The sequence below is a fragment of the Streptomyces sp. P9-A4 genome (assembly GCF_036634195.1).
Lineage (GTDB): Bacteria > Actinomycetota > Actinomycetes > Streptomycetales > Streptomycetaceae > Streptomyces.
Window position 1 is genome coordinate 3,084,580 of the sequence record NZ_JAZIFY010000001.1, and the last position, 20,975, is coordinate 3,105,554.

14 protein-coding genes and 1 tRNA gene are annotated in these 20,975 nt (G+C 71.7%); 8 read left to right on the plus strand and 7 right to left on the minus strand.

From position 1 onward, the window contains the following. Both V4Y03_RS13775 and V4Y03_RS13780 read right to left on the minus strand, forming a co-directional pair. Entirely contained in the window at positions 1-2,265 is a 2,265-nt protein-coding gene (locus V4Y03_RS13775) for a DUF6571 family protein (RefSeq protein WP_332435113.1), read from the minus strand. Positions 2,266-2,460: 195 nt separating this feature from the next. Further along, the gene (locus V4Y03_RS13780) at positions 2,461-2,910 is read right to left on the minus strand and encodes a hypothetical protein (RefSeq protein ID WP_317873141.1); all 450 of its coding nucleotides are present in this window, start codon (positions 2,908-2,910) and stop codon (positions 2,461-2,463) included. A gap of 172 nt (positions 2,911-3,082) precedes the next feature. Here V4Y03_RS13780 and V4Y03_RS13785 point away from each other — a divergent pair. Together V4Y03_RS13785 and V4Y03_RS13790 are read left to right on the plus strand one after the other, a co-directional pair. Further along, positions 3,083-3,155 (plus strand) — tRNA-Arg (locus tag V4Y03_RS13785). A 93-nt stretch (positions 3,156-3,248) separates the two neighbouring features. Further along, positions 3,249-3,686: a hypothetical protein gene (locus V4Y03_RS13790; RefSeq protein WP_332435114.1), complete on the plus strand. Its 438-nt coding sequence runs from the start codon at positions 3,249-3,251 to the stop codon at positions 3,684-3,686. A gap of 138 nt (positions 3,687-3,824) precedes the next feature. Here the strand turns inward: V4Y03_RS13790 and V4Y03_RS13795 are convergent, their stop codons facing one another. After that, the gene (locus tag V4Y03_RS13795; RefSeq protein WP_317873173.1) at positions 3,825-5,510 is read right to left on the minus strand and encodes an MFS transporter; all 1,686 of its coding nucleotides are present in this window, start codon (positions 5,508-5,510) and stop codon (positions 3,825-3,827) included. Positions 5,511-6,023: 513 nt separating this feature from the next. Further along, complete coding sequence (locus tag V4Y03_RS13800) at positions 6,024-8,438, minus strand: D-alanyl-D-alanine carboxypeptidase family protein (protein WP_332435115.1); 2,415 nt, start codon at positions 8,436-8,438, stop codon at positions 6,024-6,026. Positions 8,439-8,612: 174 nt separating this feature from the next. On the opposite strand from V4Y03_RS13800, the gene V4Y03_RS13805 reads away from it, so the two are divergent. From V4Y03_RS13805 to V4Y03_RS13815, 3 genes are all read left to right on the plus strand, one after another. Continuing rightward, positions 8,613-9,314 (plus strand): GOLPH3/VPS74 family protein, encoded by a 702-nt coding sequence (locus tag V4Y03_RS13805; protein WP_317873160.1) that lies wholly within the window; start codon positions 8,613-8,615, stop codon positions 9,312-9,314. Between the two features lie 208 nt (positions 9,315-9,522). Continuing rightward, positions 9,523-10,383 (plus strand): helix-turn-helix domain-containing protein, encoded by an 861-nt coding sequence (locus tag V4Y03_RS13810; protein WP_332435116.1) that lies wholly within the window; start codon positions 9,523-9,525, stop codon positions 10,381-10,383. A gap of 163 nt (positions 10,384-10,546) precedes the next feature. Next, positions 10,547-10,747 carry a DUF397 domain-containing protein gene (locus tag V4Y03_RS13815; protein WP_332435117.1) on the plus strand — a complete coding sequence of 67 codons (201 nt, stop codon included), beginning with the start codon at positions 10,547-10,549 and terminating at the stop codon, positions 10,745-10,747. A gap of 151 nt (positions 10,748-10,898) precedes the next feature. Here V4Y03_RS13815 and V4Y03_RS13820 read toward each other — a convergent pair whose 3' ends face one another. Continuing rightward, positions 10,899-11,747, minus strand: a complete 849-nt coding sequence (locus V4Y03_RS13820; RefSeq protein WP_332435118.1) for a hypothetical protein — start codon at positions 11,745-11,747, stop codon at positions 10,899-10,901. A 93-nt stretch (positions 11,748-11,840) separates the two neighbouring features. On the opposite strand from V4Y03_RS13820, the gene V4Y03_RS13825 reads away from it, so the two are divergent. Together V4Y03_RS13825 and V4Y03_RS13830 are read left to right on the plus strand one after the other, a co-directional pair. Further along, positions 11,841-12,626 carry an SDR family oxidoreductase gene (locus tag V4Y03_RS13825; protein WP_332435119.1) on the plus strand — a complete coding sequence of 262 codons (786 nt, stop codon included), beginning with the start codon at positions 11,841-11,843 and terminating at the stop codon, positions 12,624-12,626. A gap of 162 nt (positions 12,627-12,788) precedes the next feature. After that, positions 12,789-14,324, plus strand: a complete 1,536-nt coding sequence (locus V4Y03_RS13830; protein ID WP_332435120.1) for a sodium:solute symporter family protein — start codon at positions 12,789-12,791, stop codon at positions 14,322-14,324. 91 nt (positions 14,325-14,415) lie between these two features. Here V4Y03_RS13830 and V4Y03_RS13835 read toward each other — a convergent pair whose 3' ends face one another. Both V4Y03_RS13835 and V4Y03_RS13840 read right to left on the minus strand, forming a co-directional pair. Next, positions 14,416-15,534: an ADP-ribosylglycohydrolase family protein gene (locus V4Y03_RS13835; protein ID WP_332435121.1), complete on the minus strand. Its 1,119-nt coding sequence runs from the start codon at positions 15,532-15,534 to the stop codon at positions 14,416-14,418. A 373-nt stretch (positions 15,535-15,907) separates the two neighbouring features. Next, complete coding sequence (locus V4Y03_RS13840; RefSeq protein ID WP_332435122.1) at positions 15,908-19,591, minus strand: S8 family peptidase; 3,684 nt, start codon at positions 19,589-19,591, stop codon at positions 15,908-15,910. Between the two features lie 269 nt (positions 19,592-19,860). Here V4Y03_RS13840 and V4Y03_RS13845 point away from each other — a divergent pair, with 269 nt between their 5' ends. Further along, entirely contained in the window at positions 19,861-20,916 is a 1,056-nt protein-coding gene (locus V4Y03_RS13845) for a helix-turn-helix domain-containing protein (protein WP_332437173.1), read from the plus strand. Positions 20,917-20,975: the final 59 nt, after the last annotated feature.

Consider the following 20,975-nt stretch of genomic DNA (forward strand, 5'->3'; position numbering starts at 1 on the left):
TCACTTCCTCGTCCGCAGGGCCGAGTAGGCGTCCTCGCGGCCGGTGATGAAGCTCTGCTGCGCCTCGCCCTTGGCGTGCTCGTGCGCCTCGCTGCCCTGGACGCCGCGGGTGCCGCCCCAGGCGTCCATGAGCGCGTTCGTGCCGCCGACTCCGGCGGAGGTCGCGGTGCTGTCCTTGGACCTGGCCACGTCCTCCGCGGCGGACGCGACGTCCTTGGAGTACTCGTAGGTGGCCGCGTCGACCATGCGCTGGATCGGATCGCCGACCACGGGGATCTGGGTGAAGAGGCCGCCGACACCGTGGTACGTGTAGCGCATGGCGTCGTTGAGCTTGCCGATCTTGGTGTCGCGGTCGTCGAGGATCATGTCGGATCCGATGGCGGTCATCGCCCCGTACACCTCGCCGACGTCACGGGCCTTGTTGTCCCAGTCGCCGACGACGTTGTTCTGCTGGCCGTCCACGGCGGGCCGCGCGGTGGCCAGGTACTCCGCCGAGTAGAGCTTCTCGTTCTCGTACAGCATGTCGTAGACGAGGACGGGCTCGCCGCCGGGAGTCGTCCCGTACGCGGCGTCGGACACCCCGCGCATCACCCGGAGCAGGCTGTGCTTGCTGTTGGTGATGCTGGAGTCCTCGCCGTTCGCGTTGATCCCGGAGCCGCCCTCGGGGCTGCTCTTCTCGGTGCCGCTGAGGATGGCGTGGGTGTCCATGGTGTAGTCGGCGAGGGCGCGGCCCAGCGGGACCTTGAGGTTCTGCTCGATCGCGTCGCCCTTGCCGCCCTTGTCGAGGACGGTGATGGTCTCCTGCATCACCCGGGCCTGGGACTCCGAGTGCTGGTCGAAGGCGGCGCCGGGCGCGCCGGGCTCCCGGCCGGTGGTCGCCGCTTCGAGGGCCGCGCCGAGACCGATGCGGCTGGTGTAGTCGTCGTAGGTGGTGACGCCGTAGCCGGTGATGACGTTGTCGGGCCAGTCGCGGGAGCCGTCGCCGCTGCCGAGGAGGTACGTCAGGTGGTTGTTGCCGATGTGGTCGCCGGCCGGCCCGTTGCCCTGCGGGTCGAAGAACGCGGTCGCGGCGTCCGGGTTCTTGCTCATCACGCCGAGGAGGCCGTCGATCGGGTCGCTCTCGATGCCCCGCTTCTCCCAGCCGCCGCCCCACTTGGTGAAGATGCCCTCGTGCTCCTTCTCGGCGGCGATCAGGTCGTCGCCGAGCTGGTAGAGGAACTGGTCGTCGAAGTCGGTGTCGGCGTGCTGCATCATGCTGACGAACGACTGGTAGCCGTGCAGCGGCTGGGTGTTGGAGCCGTAGTTCTTGACGCCGGTCTTGTCGAGGCTCTCGGTCCAGTCCTTGTAGAACTTCCCGTCCGGGCTGTTCAGCCACTCGTTGAACTTCTTCGACCCCGGGGGCATGTCGGAGACCTTGCCCGGCACCTGGGTCGCGCCGGCCACCATGTTGGCCAGGCCCCGTTCCAGGTCCTGGTGGTCCTTGTTGTTCAGCTTGCCGGAGAGCTTGATGGTCCCGTCGGTGCCGAGCCCGGCCAGGAAGGTCTGGCTGAACTCCTTGTTGCCGGCGTTGTCGCGGAAGGAACGGTTCAGCTCGGCGTAGTCGGCGGCGGACACCTTCTCGCCGCTGTTGATGCGGGTGGCGATGTCCTGGGCCTTGCGCGCCTCGTACAGCTCGATGTCACCGACGGCGGTGGCGTTGAAGCCGTACTGCTGGTTGGCCACGCCCGGGATGACACCCTTGTTCCCGCCGGCCGCCTGGACCAGGGCCGGCTTCGCGCCCTGGTCGGCGTCGTCGACGGCCTTCACGGCGGCGTCGATCCGTCGCGTCCAGTCCTCGGAGGCCTGGTTCCGCTTGCGCTGGAACTCGGGGTAGTCGGGATCGTTGCGGGAGGTCTTGTACTTGGAGGAGTCCCAGCTCGCCTTCCCCTGGCCGTCGACGATCATCTCGTCAGCCTGGGCCTGGACGACGACGTCCTTGACGGCCTTGACCAGCGTCACGAACTGGGTGTGCGCGTCCCGGAGCAGCGAGGCGATGGCCTTGGCCTCGACCTGCGCGGCGGCGTACTGCTGACGGGTCCCGGAGAACTGCCCGGAAGCGGAGTTCGCGCTGAACCCGAGCCAGACACCGTCCTCGGCGACGGACTGCACCGAATCCTTGTAGTCGGTCTCCAGCGTGTGGAAACTCGCCGCCATCTCGTCCCACTTGCCGGCGGCGGTGGTGAGCGGAGCGAGATCGATCGTGACGACGTCCTGGTAGGTCAGCATGGGGTCCCCCGGGGGTTACCTGTCTGTACGGGATCGGGCGTACGGGGCTGGTGGGTGCGGGGCTCGGCGGGTGCGGCCTTGGTGGGTGCGGGCCTCGGCGGGTACGGGGCCTCGGCGGGTACGGCCTTGGTGGGTGCGGGCCTCGGCTGGTACGGGGCTCGGGCTTCCGGGCCTCGGGCTTCCGGGCCGCGTGGGTTACGGGGCGAACGGGCCCTGTGGTCCGCCGGCGGCCGGTGGCTGGAGGAGCAGCCACTGCTGCTGCAGCCCGTTGTCGAACCCGGTGAATCCGCTGCGGGTGCCCTGCAGGGCGGACTTGTCGGCGTCCAGCCTGGCCTGGAGCGACTTGACCTGCATCGCCCACTGCTCGTGCGCGCTCTTGAGACCGGCGCTGGTCGCCCAGGAGGCGAAGGTGGTCCGGGCCGCACTGGTGGACTCGTCCGCCACGACGCCCGCCTTCTGGGTGTCGGGCTGGATGCGCGTCTCCAGGGCCTTCACGGCGGCGGCCTTGCCCGGATCGTTCGTCCGGAGATCCGGCTGTCCGGAACCGCCCCCGGGGGATGCCGCCGCGGAGTTCAGTCTCATCGCGGAGTCCTGATGTACGGCCGAGCCCTCCCGGACCTGGGCCCATTCCTCGTCGAACGACATCAGTTCCCCCTTCGTCACTGTTGCCCCACCGGCCACCATACCCAAGCGGCTTCGAACACCAAGGCGAGCCCGCAAACACCTCGGCCGCAACAATCCTGACCACCCCGGACCCCACATCCCGGTATCGGACGCGACCTCCCCAACCCCGATCAGCTAGGCTGTCTGCGGTCACGCCTTCGTAGCTCAGGGGATAGAGCACCGCTCTCCTAAAGCGGGTGTCGCAGGTTCGAATCCTGCCGGGGGCACGAGTGGGGCCGATGGGCATCTGGTGGTTACCAGGTGCCCATCGGCGTACATGGGTGCGCGGCCGGTGGGCCGTCGTGGTGGGCAGGGGGCTCATGAGTGATCTGCCGTTCGTCGACGAGCACTGCGTCGTCGTCGACCTCGCCGCCACCGAGCTGTGGGCGCGGCTTCTTCCCCGGGTCGAGCGGTCGCTCTCCCGGGGCGGTGGGGCGCGGTACGCGCGGGTCGTGCGGACCGTTCCCCGGGGGTTCGGTGGGGCCCGGCCGCTCGCCCTGGGGTCGGACTTTCCCGGGTTCCGGGTCGTCGGGGTCCTGCCGGGGCGGGAGCTGGCCCTTGAAGGGCGGCATCTGTTCTCCACGTACCGGCTGGTCTTCCGGATCCAGGAGCTGACGGACGGGCGGTCCCGGCTGCGTGCCGAGACCCGGGCCTCGTTTCCCGGTGCCGCCGGGTGGGTCTACCGGCTCCTCGTCATCCGCAGCGGCGGCCACGCCCTCGCCATGCGGCGGATGCTCGACGCGTACCGTCGGCCCTGAGCGCGGAGGGAATCGCCCGGCCGGCCCCGCCCCCGCCTGAGGCAGAGGCAGAGGCAGAGGCAGAGGCCGAGAGGGGCCTGCCGAACCAGCCCCGCCGCAGGCCGCCGGGAAGTCGTCAGGCCGGCTCCCGTCCACCCCTCACCGCAGTTCCTCCGGGCACGCCGTGCCCCTGGAGAGTTTGTACGGGGCCGCCAGGCGGTACACGCCCGCCTTCGGGGCGATCAGTTCCGTCCATTCGTCGCCCTCCGCGTCCGCCTCCGTCTTGAACAGGCAGCCCTGTTCGTTCGCGAAGACCTTCGGGAGGTCCGTCTCCGACTCCTCGCGGGCCAGTTTCGAGGCCTCCGTCTCCTGCGGGGCCTCGATCTTGCCGCCGTTCTCGTCCACCAGGGCCAGCCACGGCGAGTACGGGACGCGGATGAGGACCCGGCCGGGCTTGTCGACCCGGATCACGACCTCGTTCTCCTCCGCGCTCTGCACCTCGGCCGGCGGGTCCGCGAGGGGCGTCGGGTTCTCGACCTCGTACAGCCGCCAGTTCGCGTCCGACCAGACCTGCTCCAGGTACGGCAGGCCCTCGTCGACCAGTTCCGCCTCCTGCTGGGCGCCCGAGTCCGGGGCCCCGGTCGGCAGGACCACGTAGTGGACGGCCCAGCGGTCGAGCCATTCCTCGTAGTTCACCGCGTTCAGGGTGTCGTCGTAGAAGAGCGGGTTCCGCTCCATGTCGGCCTGCCGGTTCCAGCCGCGCGCCAGGTTGATGTACGGGCTGAGCGCCGAGGACTCGCGGTGGCTGGAGGCCGGGACGACCTCGACCCTGGCCTTGCCCGCGCCCCGCACCTGGAGCTGGTTGATGAGCGGCGCGACCTCCCGCGCCCAGGAGGCGTCCGGGGCGGTGCGGATCACGTCGTCGACGCCCTTGAAGCCGATCCAGAAGTTCAGCCCCACGAAGGCCAGCAGCAGCGCGTACCAGCGGCGCGAGCGCGGCTTCGTGTACGGCAGCGCCGCGAGCAGCACGACGCCCGCGAAGAGCATCGGGAGCCGCGAGATGTTCGAGCCGATCTGCGAGTCGATCAGCCAGGTCAGCAGCGTGCCGACCGTGTACACCGCCGCGCCCGTGCGGACCGTCCGCCAGTCCCTCGGGACCAGCAGGAACACCAGCACCCCGAACAGCAGCGGCAGCGCCGTCGACCCGAAGGACATCGGCTGCGTGCCCGAGAAGGGGAACAGCCAGGAGGAGAGCGCGACGACCGCCACCGGGGCCAGCCCGAGCGCGTACGCCCCCGGGCGCCGGCCGTTCAGGAACAGCGCCGCCGCCGCGATCCCCAGGAAGAGGCCCGCGACCGGGCTGCACGCCGTCGCCAGTCCCGCCAGCGGCGCCGCGACCACCGCCTTCGCCCAGCGCTTGCGCCGCCAGCGGTGCGGCCAGCAGAAGACCGCCGCGACCGCGCCCAGCGCGAACATCATGCCGAGGCCGAACGTCACCCGCCCCGACAGGGCGTTGCAGAGGAAGGCGAAGACCGCCGCGACCGAGCAGGCCAGCGGATTGCGGACGGCCCGTACCCGTACCAGGATCAGCGCGGTCAGCGCCGCCGACAGGGTCCCCGCGACCATCATCGTGCTGCGCACGCCGAGCACCGACATCAGGTACGGCGACACGACGCTGTACGAGACCGGGTGCATCCCGCCGTACCAGGCCAGGTTGTACGCCGAGTCCGGGTGCCGGCCGACGAACTCGGCCCACGCGTCCTGCGCCGCCAGATCCCCTCCGCTGTTCGCGAAGAAGAAGAACCACAGGATGTGGGTGACGGCGGCGAGGCCGGTGGCGGCCATGACCGTGTAGCGGCGCTTCCGGCGCGGAGCCGTCGGGGCCGCCGCAGGGGCCGTGACCGGGGTCGTGGTCGCCTGGGTTTCCGCCTCCGGGGCGGGCCGCTGTGCCGGGAGCACTATTCGCGGGAGCGAATCGGGAGACGCGTCGGGAGACGCGTCGGGAGACGCGTCGGGAGACGCGTCGGCGTCGGATACGGAGTCATCGGTGTCCGAGGTGGAGGCCGGGGCGGAGCCCGGGACGGAGGCCGGAGTGCCGGTCTGGGTGGGGTCCGGAGTACGGGCCTTTGTGGGGGCCGGAGAAGACGTCGGGGCGGAGCCCGAGGTGGACCCCGCGGCGGGGTCCGGAGCGAAGTCCGCGCGGTCGGCGCGTGTCGGCTCGGCGGTGGTCACTGCGGCCCTTTCCCGTGCTGCCCGTCTCGCTTCTCGCGCGTGTGTCACGCGTCTCCCGTTCCCCTGGAGACGCTAACAGCTGGGCGCCCCGGACAACCCGGGGCGCCCGGCCGAGCGGGTGGTGCCTCAGCCCACGCGGGTCAGCTTCTTGTCGAAGCCGGGCTCCACCAGGTCCGCCTGGAGGGCGACCGGAGAGCTGACCTTGCCCGCGCCCGTGCCGATGGACACCTGGCCGACGATGTCGCCCGCCTTGCCCGCGTGCGGGACGGCCTTGCCGCCGTCGGTGAGCTCCAGGTCCACCTTGAGGCCCGGCCAGCCGATCGCCTTGAGCTCCTTCGTCGCCACGACCGGGGTCCGGCCGCCGAGGCCGTCGTCGACGTAGCCGAGGACCTGGCCCTTGCGGACCACGGCCGCCGAGGTGACGTCCTTCTGGGCCTGCTGGATCAGCTTGAGGCTGTTGTCGATGGCGAGCTGCAGCTTGTCGTTCAGCAGCTTGGCGTCCTTCGCCCCCATCACGATGCCGAGGATCCGGCGGTTCTTGCCGTCGATGACCGTGTTCGCCGCCCACAGCAGGTTGCCGCCGGCCGGGGTGGACGAGCCGGTCTTGATGCCGTTGACCCCGGGCTCGAGCAGGATGTTGTTGTTGTTCTCGATGCGGCCGGGGATGCCGTCCACCGTCAGGTTCGGCATGTTCACGATCTCGCGGAACACGTCGTACTGCATGACCGCCTTCGCCAGCTTCAGCTGGTCCTTCGGCGTCGACACCGTGCTGTCCAGCAGACCCGACGGGTCCGTGTACGTCGACCCGGTCATCCCCAGTTCCTTCGCGGCGGCGTTCATCTTCGCCACGAACGCGGCCTCCGAACCGGCGTCCCAGCGCGCGAGCAGCCGGGCCACGTTGTTCGCGGAGGGGATCATGAGGAGCTCCAGGAGCTCCTTCTGCGTGTACGTCTGGCCCTCCTGGACCGCCGCCGTCGACTCGTGCGACGCGTTCGCCTGGTCGGCGGCCTTCTTGTCGATCGTGATCTCGGGGCCCTGCTGCTTCCCCTTGATCGGGTGGTCGCGCAGGATCACGTACGCCGTCATCGTCTTCGTGACGCTCGCGATCGGGGCGGGCTTCTGCGGCCCGTACGTACCCACCGAACCGACGCCCTCGACCTCGACGGCGCCCTGTCCCTCACCCGGCCACGGCATCTTCAGCTCGCCGCCCTCGAAGGTGAAGGTAGGCGCGGCGGTGAGCGTCAGCGCGGGCGCGGGCAGCGGGCGGACCATCTGCGCGATCGCAAAGGCGATCAGCAGGAGGATGACGAGCGGGGTCCAGATCCGCACCCGGCGCAGCGTCGTCCGCATCGGGGTCGGCGCGGGGGGCGGCGTGTTCGTCAGCTCGGCGAGCAGGTCGAGCGGGGGCAGCGGGGGCAGGGGCTGCTGCCGCGTCCGCTCCGCCTCCACGAACGCGGCCGGGGCGGGGGCCTGGGCCGGAGGGGGGGTGGGGGTCGTCTTCGGTACGGGGGTGGGGGCCGGGGCCTTCCCCGGCGCCTTCTCCGCCTCCTGGGCCGCCCGGGCCTTCTCGGCCTTCTCGGCCTTCCGCTCGGCCGGGATGTCCGCGCGCAGCGGCAGGAAGGTGCTGGTGCGCTCGCTGTCGGGGTTACCGGTCAGCGAGGGCGGGAGCTTCAACGCGGTCGTCGGCTGGTCCACGGGCAGCTTGACGGCCTTGAACATGGTCGTCGGCTGGTCGACCGGGCTCTCGTCGCCGTCATCGCCGTCATCGCCGTCGTCGCCGTTCGTGGCGCCGGAAGGGGCCGCGGGGGCGGTGGGGGCGGTGGGGGCCTTCGCCTCGGGGGCGGGCTTCGCGTCCGCCGCCGGCTTCCGCGCGGCGAACCAGGACTCCCCGGGCGCCTTCGCCTCGACGGGCTCCTCGTCGGAGTCGTCGTCGGAGTCGTCGTCGCCCTCGGCGTCCTCGTCGGGCTCCGGCTCGTCCTCGGACTCCGCCTCGGAGTCGTCGGACTCGGACTCGCCCTCCGGCTCCGGCTCTTCCCCGGGCTCCGGCTCGCCGTCCGCCGCGGTCTCGTCCTCCGGCTCGCCTTCGGGCTCGTCCTCGGCCCCGTCGTCCGGCTCCCCGGACTCCGCCTCGGTCTCCGGCTCGTCCGTCGCGACCCACGCCGCCACGGCCGCCTTCAGACGGTCGCCCTCCGGCTTGTCCCCCGTCTCCGGCTCGGACGAGGTCTCGGACGCGCTCTCAGGCTCCGTAACGCCCGGCTCCGCCGCCCCTGCCTCCGTCGCCCCCGGCGTCGTCGCCGGCGCGTCGTCCTCCGGGGTCCGCGGCGCGAGCGTCTTGAAGACGGCCGTCGGCTGGTCCACCTGAACCGTCGACGCCGTCGACGCCGCCGCAACCGGAGCCGACGACGAGGCGTCTGACTCACCGAGCACGGAAAGCCGCGGATCCCGGCCGCCGCCGCCCGAGGCCGTCGTCTCCTGAGACGACCCCTGCTGCTCCGCCTTGTCGGGGGACTCGCCCGCCACCGTGCCTCCTCCATGCGTCATGCGTACGTTCGAACCGTGTACCGGTCCGTGTACCAGTGTCCTGTGTGAACCCCTTGGCTCCCGTGCTAGACGAGAACGACATACGTACTGGTTCCCGGATGAACCACCCAGGCACTCTCGACAGATGAATGTGAGAGGGGTCACCCTGTCATTCATCCACGCGGGGAGGCATGGATGGGCAGGAGCCGCAGAACCATTCCGGAGGAGCTTCTGCTGCTCGCTCTGGACCCGACCACGGGTACCACAGCGCAGCCGCAGTCGCTCGACCTCGGCCTGGCCGGCGCACAGCTAGTGGAGCTGGCGTTGGCAGGCCGGATAGCCCCTGACGGGGATCGTATCGCCGTGGTGATGCCACGGCCGACCGGAGATCCGACCTTGGACTCCGCACTGGAGCTGCTGCGCAGGCGTGGCAGTCCGGTTCGGGCCGTCCATTGGATCGGCGGACCCCGACTGGGGCTCCGCCAGACGTATCTCTCGCATCTGGAGCGATGCGGCATGGTGCATGCCGTGGAGGGCCAGATGTGCGGGGTGTTGCCGACGACTCGCTACCAGGCGACGGACACGGCGATCAGTCGGGAGATCCGTTCCCGGCTGGACAGTGCGATCCGCACCGGCGTACCGCCGGACCCGCGGACCGCGGCGCTTGCCGCGCTGGCCCACGCGGTCGGACTCGGGAAGCACCTCTACCCCGGAAACGAAGGACGGTCGTCGCGGTCGAGGCTGCGCGATCTGATCCGGCACGACCCGATGGGCGGACTCGTGGCGCACGCCGTGATGGACGTCCAGAACGGCGCGGCGGCACAGCCGCGCCGGAGCGCCGCGGGTGTCCCGGCGCAGCCACACGGCAGCAACATGGCCCGCGTGGCGGCGCACTAGGCACCGGCAGGCACTTCACGCTCCACCCCGAGGTACCCACCGGGAGCCGCACAGGTGTGCGGGGCGGTCAGGACGGCCGCCCCGCACATGTGCGTTCCCGGACGCATATGTTGTGGTCGTTTTCCAGCGCACACCCGGCCATTGGTGGCAGTCTGCCAAGCGGTAGACACTCACAGCTACGCAGCAGACAGCCGGAGGTGCAGTTTCCGTGGCGTCCAACGTCAACCCCACAGTCAGGCGACGCCGATTGGGCCAGGAGCTGCGAAGGCTCCGGGAAGCGAAGAACATGACGGCCGAGCAGGTCGCCGAGCGTCTCCTCGTCTCCCAGTCCAAGATCAGCCGGCTGGAGAACGGCCGTCGCTCGATCAGCCAGCGCGATGTCCGCGACCTCTGCGGCGTGTACGAGGTCGAGGACGAGCGCATGGTCGACTCCCTCATGCAGATGGCCAAGGACTCCCGCCAGCAGGGCTGGTGGCACGCCTTCGGCGACATCCCGTACAGCGTCTACATCGGCCTGGAGACCGACGCGGAGAGCCTGCGGATGTACGAGCCCCAGATCATCCCGGGACTGCTCCAGACGCGCGCGTACGCCGAGGCCGTGATCTCCGGTGCGCTGCCGGAGTCGACGCCCGCCGAGATCGAGAAGCGGGTCACGGTCCGCACCCGCCGCCAGGAGCGCATCCGGGACGAGGAACGGCCGCTGCGCCTCTGGGCGGTCATCGACGAGGGCGCGCTGCACCGGACCGTCGGCAACCGGCAGCTGATGGTGGAGCAGCTGGAGCACCTGATCGAGCAGTCGCAGCTGCCGCACGTGACCGTGCAGGTCCTGCCGTTCGACATGGGCGCGCATCCGGGGATCAGCGGGCAGTACTCGATCCTGGAGTTCCCGGACACATCGGATTCGAGCGTCGTCTACATCGAGGGCGTGACGAGCGACCTGTATCTGGAGAAGACGCAGGACGTCGGCAAGTACAGCGTCATGTACGAGCACCTCAGGGCGCAGGCGCTGAACGCCGAGCAGACCAGGGAGTTCATCGCGGAGATGGCCAAGAAGCACGCCAAGGGCTGAGCACCGTACACCCCGGACTCGCTCCCACGGAAGCTCAGTTGGTATATGCCACTCGGACGTGTGAACGCCGGTCCCGCAGGACCGGACCGGCGAGTAGCGTCGATCACGCCGGCAAGAACGTTGGCGCGACACCAATGGCAGAGCAGAACCGGAGCTGAGCAGCATGGCGATTATTCAGGGCGGCACGGACACCTGGACGAAGTCCTCCTACTCCGGAGGGAACGGGGCCTGCGTCGAAGTGAAGTCCCCCCTCGTGGCCGCTGTCGCGGTGCGGGACTCGAAGGCCCCCGAGGGCCCGTCCCTCTCCTTCGGACCGGGATCGTGGAACGCGTTCGTCGGTGAGGTGAGCAACGGGGCCCTCTGAGCCCCGCCGCTCAAGCCGTCACAGCACCACCAGCACTCCCCGCACCACCAGCACCACCAGCAGTACGTAGAGCCCCTTCGACCGGTCCGCCGTCCTGGCCGAGGGGGCTCGGCCCTTTTCCGGAACGGATCAGCGGGAACTCGTCCGAGCCTCAGCGCAGTTCGTCCACGTACCGGTCCGTCCCCGGGATCGTCGGGATGAACGGGGCCACCAGTTCCACCCGGCCGCCCGGGGCTTCGCCGTCCGGGGTGACCAGGGTCTCCAGGTCCGTGAAGTGGTCCGGCCAGCAGGCCCTGGGGTCGCGTTCCAGGAACCACAGCAGGGTCAGTCGGGTGTCGACGCCCTCGACCTGTTTCACGTACGTCATGCGGTCGCCGGGCAGCGGGGTCGGGCGGAAGACGGTGACCATCGCCGCCGGTGAGCCGGCCAGCCGGCGGGGCAGTTCGCGGTTCCGCAGCCGGTCGAGCAGTGCGTCCCGTTCCGCGGGGCCCTCGGCGTCGATCACCTGGAGGATCAGACCGGCGTAGGGGTGGTCGAGGGCGTGGAAGTCGCGCGGGCCCGCCGCCCCGTCCCGGTAGACGGTCGCCACGTGGTCCTGGAACGCGGTGAAGACATGGGTCCGTTCCTGGTGGACGCGGGCGTCGCGGTTGAGCCGCTTGTTGATGCCGACGGTCCACCTCATGTGGTCGTCGTAGCGGCCCTCGGTGATCCAGTACGTGGAGAGGTAGCAGCCCGCGGTGACCGGCCGGGCGACCGCCGACTTCTCGGGGCCGCGCAGTTCCTGGAGCTCCCGGGTGGCGACCCAGCGGCGGCCGGCGTACATCCAGGGCATGGCCATGGCGCCGGCGTAGTAGTGGTCGTCCTCGTACCAGCGGTTGTACGCGTACTCGTGGCCCGGGTGCGGCTCGACCATGGTGATCAGCGCGTGGCCGGGCCGGACGCCGTACGGGCCGACGGAGGCCAGTTCCGCGTACGTCTCGCTGCGGGTCTCCTCGCTCACTCTCGTACCCCTCTCCCAAGTCTTCCCATGTCGGTGACAGGGACCTACTCTGACGGGCCGTCAGATGAATGACCAGGGTCCGGAAGGGGTCGGATGATGCTGCTCCAGGGGAAGACGGTCGTCGTGTCGGGGGTCGGGGCCGGGCTCGGCCACCGCATCGCGGAGACGGTCGTACGCGACGGGGGCAACGCCGTCCTCGGCGCGCGCACCGAGGCCAACCTCGCCAAGTCCGCGGCGGAGATCGACCCGGAGGGGCGCCGTACCGCGTACCGGGTCACCGACATCACCGACGAGGCGCAGTGCGAGGCCCTCGCCGGGCTCGCCGTCGAGCGTTTCGGCGGGATCGACGCGGTCGTCCACGTCGCCGCCTGGGACTCCTACTTCGGGGGCCTGGAGGACGCCGACTTCGCGACCTGGCAGGGCGTGCTCGACGTCAATCTGCTCGGCACACTGCGGATGACCCGGGCCTGCCTTCCGGCACTGAAGGAGCGCGGCGGCTCGGTCGTCCTGATCGGCACGCAGTCGGCGGTGGCCGCGCCCACGCAGGTGCGGCAGGCGGCGTACGCGGCCTCGAAGGGGGCGCTGACCTCAGCGATGTACTCCCTGGCGCACGAGCTGGGGCCGCACCGCATCCGGGTCAACACCGTGCTGCCGGGCTGGATGTGGGGGCCGCCGGTGCAGGCCTTCGTCCAGTTCACCGCACACACCGAGCAGGTGCCGGAGGCCGAGGTGCTCGGACGGCTCACCGAGCGGATGGCGCTGCCGGAGCTCGCGACGGACGGGGACGTGGCGGAGGCCGCGGTGTTCCTCGCCTCGGACCGGGCCCGGGCGATCACGGGGCAGTCGCTGCTGGTCAACGCCGGGGAGCTGATGCGCTGAGCCCTTCCCCGCCCCATCGGGACACGTTCATGGACGTGAACAAGGGTCAGTAAGCCGAACGATTTTACTGCCCCTTGACCCTCCTCTGGATTGTCCGCGCCTCCCAACTCCCCACACCATGAACCGCGTTCACAAGGCGGACCGGACCTCATGGAGGGCGCAATGAACAGTCTCGACTGGGCCGTACTCATCGGCTATTTCGGCGTCATGGTCGCGATCGGCGTCTGGTCCCACAAGCGCGTCGACACCGTCTCCGACTTCTTCACCGCGGGCGGCCGGATGCCCTGGTGGCTCTCCGGCATCTCCCACCACATGTCGGGCTACAGCGCCGTGATGTTCACCGGATACGCGGGCATCGCCTACACCTACGGCGTCACCTCCTACGTCACCTGGTCCTTCCCCATCGCCATCGGCATCGCGATCGGCGCCCACCTCTTCGCGCCCCGCCTCAACCGGCTGCGCTCCCGCCTCCGCGTCGCCTCCCCGCTGGAATACCTCAAGGACCGCTACAACCTCCCCACACAGCAGGCCCTCGCCTGGTCCGGCGTCCTCCTGAAGATCGTCGACGTCGGCGCCAAGTGGGCTGCCATCGCGACCCTGCTCTCCGTCTTCACCGGGATCTCCCTCGACCAGGGCATCCTCATCACCGGCGTCGTCACCGGGATCTACTGCACGGTCGGCGGCCTCTGGGCCGACGCCCTCACCGAACTCGGCCAGTTCGTCATCCAGCTCCTCGCCGGCGTCGCGATGCTCGTCGCCGTCCTCGGCAGGCTCGGCGGTTTCAGCGCGCTGTGGACCGTGTGGGACCGGCCCGAACTCCAGGGCCACACCGCGCCCACGGCCGGCCCGTACACGATGACGTTCCTCCTCGCGTACCTCTTCATCAAGACCTTCGAGTACAGCGGCGGCATGTGGAACCAGGCCCAGCGCTACATGGCCACCCCGTCCGCCCGCGAGGCCACCCGCTCCGGGCGGCTCTCCGCCGTCCTCTGGTTCGTCTGGCCGCTCGTCCTCTTCTTCCCCATGTGGGTCGCGCCGCTGCTCGTCGACCCGAAGAAGCCCGACGGCTCCGACGCGTACGCCCTCATGACCGAGCAGCTGCTGCCGCACGGCCTCCTCGGGCTCGTCGTCGTCGGCTTCTTCTCGCACACCATGGCCATGTGCTCCTCCGACGCCAACGCCATCGCGGCCGTCTTCACCCGGGACATCGCCCCCGTCCTCAGCCGGGCCGCCCGGAGCTGGACCCAGCGGGCCGGGCTCGTCGCCGCGCGCTGGTCGACGATCGCCTTCCTCGGGCTCTCGATGGCGGTCGCCACCCAGGTCGACTCCCCCGCCTTCAAGGACATCATCACCGTCGTCATCAAGTGGGTCGCCGGGCTCATGGGGCCGATCGCGATCCCCTTCATGCTCGGACTGCTCCGCGCCTTCCGGAAGTCCGGCCCGACCGCGGCGCTCGTCTCCTGGGCCGCCGGACTCTTCGCCTTCTGGCTCACCAACTACGGTCTCGACGGCGTCGAGCTCCAGATCCAGATCGTCTCGCCGCTCGCGACCTCGCTCGTCCTGTACGTCCTCATCGGGTACGTGAAGCCCGAGGACACCCCGGAGCGGGACGCGCTCCTGGCCACGATCGCTTCGGACGGGGGCGGGGCGGGCGTACCCGCTCAGGCGGGGGCGCGCACCGACCAGCCCCTCGGCTGAGCCGGGCGGGTCGCCGGACCTCGCCCGAGCCGGACCCCGAGCGGACCGGCCGGCTCTCCCCCGAGCCGCGCCCCGGCGCCCACCCGAACCGTCACCCCCTCGGATACCGCGCCAGCCACCCCGGTGACGACTCCGCCGGGCCGTGCAGCGCCGCTCCCTGGGTCATCTCCATCGAGAAGTCGTCCGCGAGCTCCAGGACCGTCGCGCGGCCCTCCAGTTCGGCCAGCCAGGCCGGCGGGAGGGCCGTCTCGCCGTGCAGGGCGCCGAGCAGCGCGCCCGTGAGCGCCCCCGTGACGGACGAGGGGCCGTCGTGGTTCACCGCGAGCCGCAGCCCGTGCCGTACGTCCTCGCCGACCAGCGCGCAGTAGACCGCCGCCGCCAACTGCCCCTCGGCCCGGTCCTCGTCCGCGCCGAGGGCGGCCACCCGCTCCGGGTCCGGCGCCCCTTCCCGTACGGCTCCGAGGGCCCGGCCGAGCGCCTCGGTGACCGCCTCGTGGCCGGGGCGCGCCGCCAGCTGCTCGCGGGCCCCGTCGACGGCCGTCCCGACGGAGGCGCCGCGCGCGAGGCCGTGGACGGTGACGGCGAAGGCGCCCGCCGCGAGGAGGGCGGCGGGGGCGCCGTGGGTCTGCGCCGCGCACTCCACGGCGAGCTGGCAGACGAGCTGCGGCTCCCAGCCGACGAGCAGCCCGAAGGGGGCCGAGCGGACGAGCGCGCCGGAGTCGGCGGCGGTGGGGTTCTTGGGCTTGTCGAGGGTGCCGAGGACGTCGTCGCCGAAGCCGGTGAGGCAGGCGCGCGGCGGGTTGCGGCGGGCGTAGAGCCACTCCTCGCCGGCCAGCCAGCCGTTGTCCTTGCGGCGCTCGTCGGGGCCCCAGTCGCGCTGGGTGGCCGCCCAGCGCAGATGGGCCCGGTGGACGTCGGTGGGCGGGTGCCAGGCGCCGGTGTCGCGGCGGACCTGGGCACGGATCAGGCCGTCGACGGTGAACAGCCCCATCTGGGTGGCGGCGGTGACGGCGCCGCGCCGGCCGAAGGCGGCGGCCGGCTCGGTGAGTCCGTCAGGTCCGTGGGCGTCGTGGATCCCGGCGAGGGTGAGTCCGTCGGCGGGCGCGCCCAGCGCGTCGCCGAGGGCGCCGCCGAGCAGACAGCCCCGTACGCGGGCGCGGAAGTCCTGCTGTTCGGCGCGGCCCCACACGGCCGCGGCTGTCGTGGCCACGACGTGCCCTCCCCCCGTAGACCGGTCTGCGCAGCACTGTAATGGACCGGGTACGTCGGTTCGGGGGCCGGAACGTTATGTGATCCGACGCCCTTCAGGCCGCTTTTGACCGCAGTTCACCCGAGGTTTGATCGCGAATCGAACGATCCGCGTCATGAACCCCGTGACACGAGTCAAGTCCCTCTCCGCCGCGGTCGTCGCCGCCGGCTCCGAGGGCCTCGGCATCGACAACCGGGAGCTGACGGAGCTGAGGAAGGAACTGCTGGTCGGCTGAGACCGCCGCTCCCCCGGAAGCGCCCGGGAACGCGGAAAGCCGGGGCACCCGCACGCGGGTGCCCCGGCCGTTCGGCTGCGGACCGTCAGATCCGGTCCGTCACCGCCGGACCTGGTAGGCCCGCGTCACCGTCTGCTCGACGGAGTTGCCGTCGGCGTCGGTGGCGGTGACCTTCAGCGAGACGAAGCCCGCGGTCGCCGGGTTGTCGACGGTGCCGTTCAGACCGCCGTCCAGGCGGACCTGCCGCCAGGTGGCGCCGTCGTCGTACGAGGCCCACAGCTTCACCCCGGTGATCGCCGGGCCGGCCAGGCCCTTGGGGTGCCGCAGGCCGAGGCCGACGGTCGTCCGGGACGCGGTCCGGGCGCTGTTGGCCAGGTCGGTGCCGAGGCGGTAGTCGACCGACAGGACGGGCAGCAGCGTCCGGCCCTCGCCCTGCGCGGAGTGGAAGCGCCAGTCGGTGCGCACCTTGGTGGAGGTGTTCCAGCCGGGCTCGTCCCGCTGGACGTCGGTGACCACGCGGTACTCGGCGCGCTCCGGGACGACCGGGAAGGCGACGCTGACGGAGGGCGCGGTGCCGAGCAGCACACCGTCCCGGTAGACCGTGGTCAGCTCCTTGTCGGTGCTGTTGCGCATGACGGCCCACTGCCCGGTGGCGCTGTCGAGCAGCCCCGCCGCGGCGATCCCGGCCACGCCGCCGTCACGGGCGGCGGCGTTGTCCAGGGCGCCCGGCAGCGCGGTGCGGACCACGGCCTTGTTCCAGTCGCGGCGCACCTGCTGGCCGGCGGTGAACGTGGTGGGGGCCGTCATCTGCCAGCTGCCGCCCGCCGACCACACGGGGCCGATCTTCATGGCCTCGAACGTCCGCACGCCCGCGGTGACGTACTCGGTCAGGGTGCGCGGGAGCGTGATCCGCCCGAAGGCGATGTTGGCCACCGGCTGCATCGGCGAGCTCGTCTGCCTGCTGTATCCGGCCTCGGTGCCGGCGGTCGCACTGTGGAACCGGGAGTCGACCGTGGCCAGTTCACCGCTGCGGACGCGGTAGCGCTGGTCGGCGGGGACGGAGCCGGCGCGGGACTTGAGCAGCTCGTAGGAGTACGGGCTGACGGCCGTGCCGGAGAAGGTGACGCGGGCGCCGGACAGGGCGAGGAGCCGTTCGCCCTCGGTGCCGGAGACCGTCATCGCGGGGATACGGGTCTCCTTGGAGCTCCAGTTGCCCGCCAGCCAGCCGCCGGGGGTGTCGTTGTAGACGAGCACGGCCAGCGCTCCGGCGTCGGCCGCCGCGTCGACCTGTGCGTACGTGGTGGTGTCGGGGTCCCGCTTCACCAGCGCCAGCTTGCCCCTGACGTCCTCACCGGGCCTGGCGACCCGGAGGGTCCGGCGGCCGTCGAAGCGCGCGGAGCCCGTCCAGCCCTGGAAGTAGGAGACGTCCAGGTCACGGCTGCCGTGTCCGGTGAGCCGGGCCGAGAGCGCGGGGGCGCCGAGCGACCAGGCGACGCGGGACTCGAAGAGCGCGGGGTCGGTGGTGGCCGACGGCACGGAGTAGACCGCGGTCTCGCCGCCCAGCCACATCTCGCGGTCGTGGATCAGGGCCTGCGAGGAGGGACGGGAGGCGATGCCGACGCGGAGACGGTTCGTCTCCGACGGGCGGGGCGTGGTCATGGTGACCCGGCCGGCCTTGGAACCGTCGAAGGTGAAGGTCCGGTCGGAGTCGATCAGCGCGCCCGGCTGCGCCGCGTACGTGTACTCGTGGAGCATGCTCCAGTCGGGGCTGTAGTGGAAGATCTCCGCGACGAAGGCGTGCTCACCGCGCGGCACCCGCACCACGACCGTGCCGTCCTCGCCGACCGGGTACGTCTCCGGGACGACCGCCTTGTCCAGGTTGGTGTCGCTGATCGCGGCGATGCCGGTGGTCGGCTTGCCGTCGCGGTCGAGGACCTTCAGCGTGACGTCGAAGCGCTCCACGTCGCGGCCGAAGCCGATCGCGGTCACCGCCGTCGTCCCGTCGGTGGCCCGCGCGGTGACGTGCGCGCCGTGCGAGCCGGTGGTGACGCCGGCGCTGTCGAGGGTGACGGCGACCTCGGCGGTGCCGTGCGCGGGGACGGTCACCGAGTCGGCGCCCAGGGCGAGGGTGCCGGCCGGCAGGGTCTCGCCCGCTTCGTCCAGCGAGAGCGCCAGCGTGACCGGGGCGTCGCCGTCGTTGACGTACTGGACGCTCTTCTCGACGGTGGCCTTGTCGTCCCAGCCGCGCAGGCCGAAGTCGACGGTGCCGCTCGCGGTCACCGGCTGGCGGACCGCGCGGGCCACGTCGACCCGGCCGGCGCCCTGGGCGTACACGGAGGTGTCGGCGGTGGTCTTCGCGGTGCTGATGAGCCCGCTCTTCAGCCGGGCGGGCGACCAGTCGGGGTGGCGCTGGGCGAGGATCGCCGCCGCGCCCGCCACGTGCGGCGTCGCCATGGAGGTGCCGCTCGCGGTGGTGTAGAGGTCGCCGACCGGGGTGCCCATGGTCGTGCCCGCCGCGCGGGCCGCGACGATCCGGACGCCCGGCGCGGTGATCTCCGGCTTGAGGCCGCCGTCGCCGCGCGGGCCGCGACTGGAGAAGCTCGCGACGGCGTCGGCGGAGTCCACGGCGCCGACCGTCAGGGCCGCGGCGGCGGCGCCGGGCGTGCCGACGGTCCGTGCGCCGGGGCCGCTGTTGCCGGCCGCGATGGTGAACAGGACGCCCGTCTTCGCGGTGAGTTCGTTGACCGCGAGCGCCATCGGGTCGGTGCCGTCGGCACCCTCCCCTCCGCCCAGGCTCATGGAGACGACCTTCGCGCCGGAGTGCGCGGCCCAGTCCATGCCCTCGATGATGCCGGACTCCGAGCCGGAACCGCCGTCGTCGAGCACCTTGCCCACGAGCAGCTTGGCGCCGGGGGCGACGCCCCGGTACTTGCCGCCGGAGCCCGCGCCGCTGCCGAGGATCGTGGAGGCGACGTGGGTGCCGTGGCCGTGGCCGTCGCGCGCGGTCTCGCCGGGGACGAAGCTGCGGCTCTCGACGATGCGGTCGGCGAGGTCGGGGTGGGTGGCGTCGACGCCGGTGTCGAGCACGGCGACCTTGACGCCGGTGCCGTCGTAGCCGGCGGCCCAGGCCTCCGGGGCGCCGATCTGCGGGACGCTCTTCTCCAGGAGCGCCTTCACCTTGCCGTCGAGCCAGAGGCGCTGGATGCCGCCCGACAGACGGGCCCCGGGGGTTCCGGCGCGGGCGCTGTCGTCGTCGACGGCCTCCCAGAAGGTGTCGCCCTTGGACTTGTCGGCGGTGACGGCGGCGCCGCGCACACCGGGGAGCTCGCGGGTGAGCCGGGCCCCGCCGGGAGTGGCGGCGGTGGCGGAGTCGTAGCGCACGATCAGCGGGGTCGACGCCCGGTGGGCGTCGTCGAAGCCCTGGGCGACGAGCTGGGTGACGTTGAACAGGCGCTTGTCGACCCGGCCGTTGCGGATCAGCGGCTCGGCCTCCCGGGGGATCACGTACACGTCGGTCCCGACGGTGTACGTGCGGAGTCCGGCGCCGCTGTCCCGGTACGGGGTGACGTCGACGGCGACGGTCTTGCCCGCCCGGGTGGCCACCGTCACCTTGTCGCCGGTCACCAGGGTGACCGTCGCGGTGCGGACGGCGTCGCGGGGCGCGGCGGTCACCGCGTCCTCCCCGGTCGCCGGGAGGGGGGCGGCGCCGTACGCGAGGCCGCCGGCGGTCATGGTGGCTGTCAGGGCGAAGCCGAGCAGTGCGGTTCTCCGTCTGCTGCGCATGCTGAGGGCACTCCTTCCGCCGGCGGAGAGGGATCCGTGTCCGGCGGAAACAAGAGTCAACAGGAACGATCACCTTCGCTACGGGCTGCGGCTGACGAAGAAGCGACATGTCCACTCGCCGCCACATTGCGCCGCGCACCGCATGGAGTTGGGGCCCACGTGGTAATGGGGACCCTCGTTTCCGACGGTCCTGATGTGATTTGATCACGCCGGGTACGGGGGTGGTCACGGCAACCGGGGTGGGGGAAGGCGTCGTGGGAGAAGGCCACATGCTGGAGGCGGCGGGGGTCGGCGCCGTGGAGGAGCGGGTGTACCGCTTCCTCGTCGGGGTGCGGGAGGCCGACGCCGCCGCAATCGCCGCCCGGTTGGGGTTCGACGTGGCCCGGGTCCACTGGCTGCTGGCCTCGCTCCACGACAAGGGCCTGGTCGGACGGGTCGCCGAACCACCGGACGGCGGGCCCGAACGGTATGTGCCGATGGCGCCCGACGCGGCACTGCGCCCGCTGCTGCTGCGCGGGCACGAGGCGCTCGAATCGGCCCGGCGGGGCGTGGAGCAGCTCGCCGAGGAGTACCGGGCGGGCGGGCGGCGGCACGACGCCGGGCAGCTGGTCGAGGTGATCACCGGGGCGAGCGTGATCCGGCAGCGGCTGCGGCAGATGGCGTACGGGGCGGCCGAGATGCGCTGGCTCTGCAAGGCCCGCCCGGTGGCCCTGGCGGCGGCGGAGAACGACGAGGAGTGGGAGCTGCTCGCCCGGGGCGTGCGGTACAAGACGATCTACGAGCGCGAACTCCTCGAAGGCCCCGGGATGGTGGACAACGTCGCCCGGAGCATCCGCGCGGGCGAGCAGGCGCGGGCCGTCGGAACGCTGCCGGTGCGGCTGGTGATCGCGGACAGCTCGATGGCGATCTGCCCTCTGGTGTACGAGAGCGGGGAGGGCGGCGCTCCCGTCAAGGGGGCGAGGGCGGGGGCGGCCGACCGGGTGGGCGAGCCGACGGCCGCCGTGGTCCACAGCAGCAGTCTGCTCGACGCGCTGATCGCCCTCTTCGAGAGCCAGTGGGCGGCGGCGACCCCGCTGCACGTGACCGACTCCGGCGAGCTGGCCGACGTCGACGGCGGCCCGCGCCCGGCGGTGCACCTGGCCGACGACGAGCGGTATCTGCTCTCCCTGATCGTCGCCGGGGTCGCCGACAAGGCCATCGCCTCCCAGCTGTGGGTCAGCCAGCGCACGGTGCAGCGCAGGATCCAGACCCTGATGCAGCGCGCGGGGGCACTGACCAGGACGCAGCTGGTGTGGCAGGCGGCGCAGCGGGGGTGGCTGGCGTAGGGGGGCGGCGCAGGGGTCTACGGCAGGCCGGCGCGGGGGCCCGACGGCCGGGTGTCCGG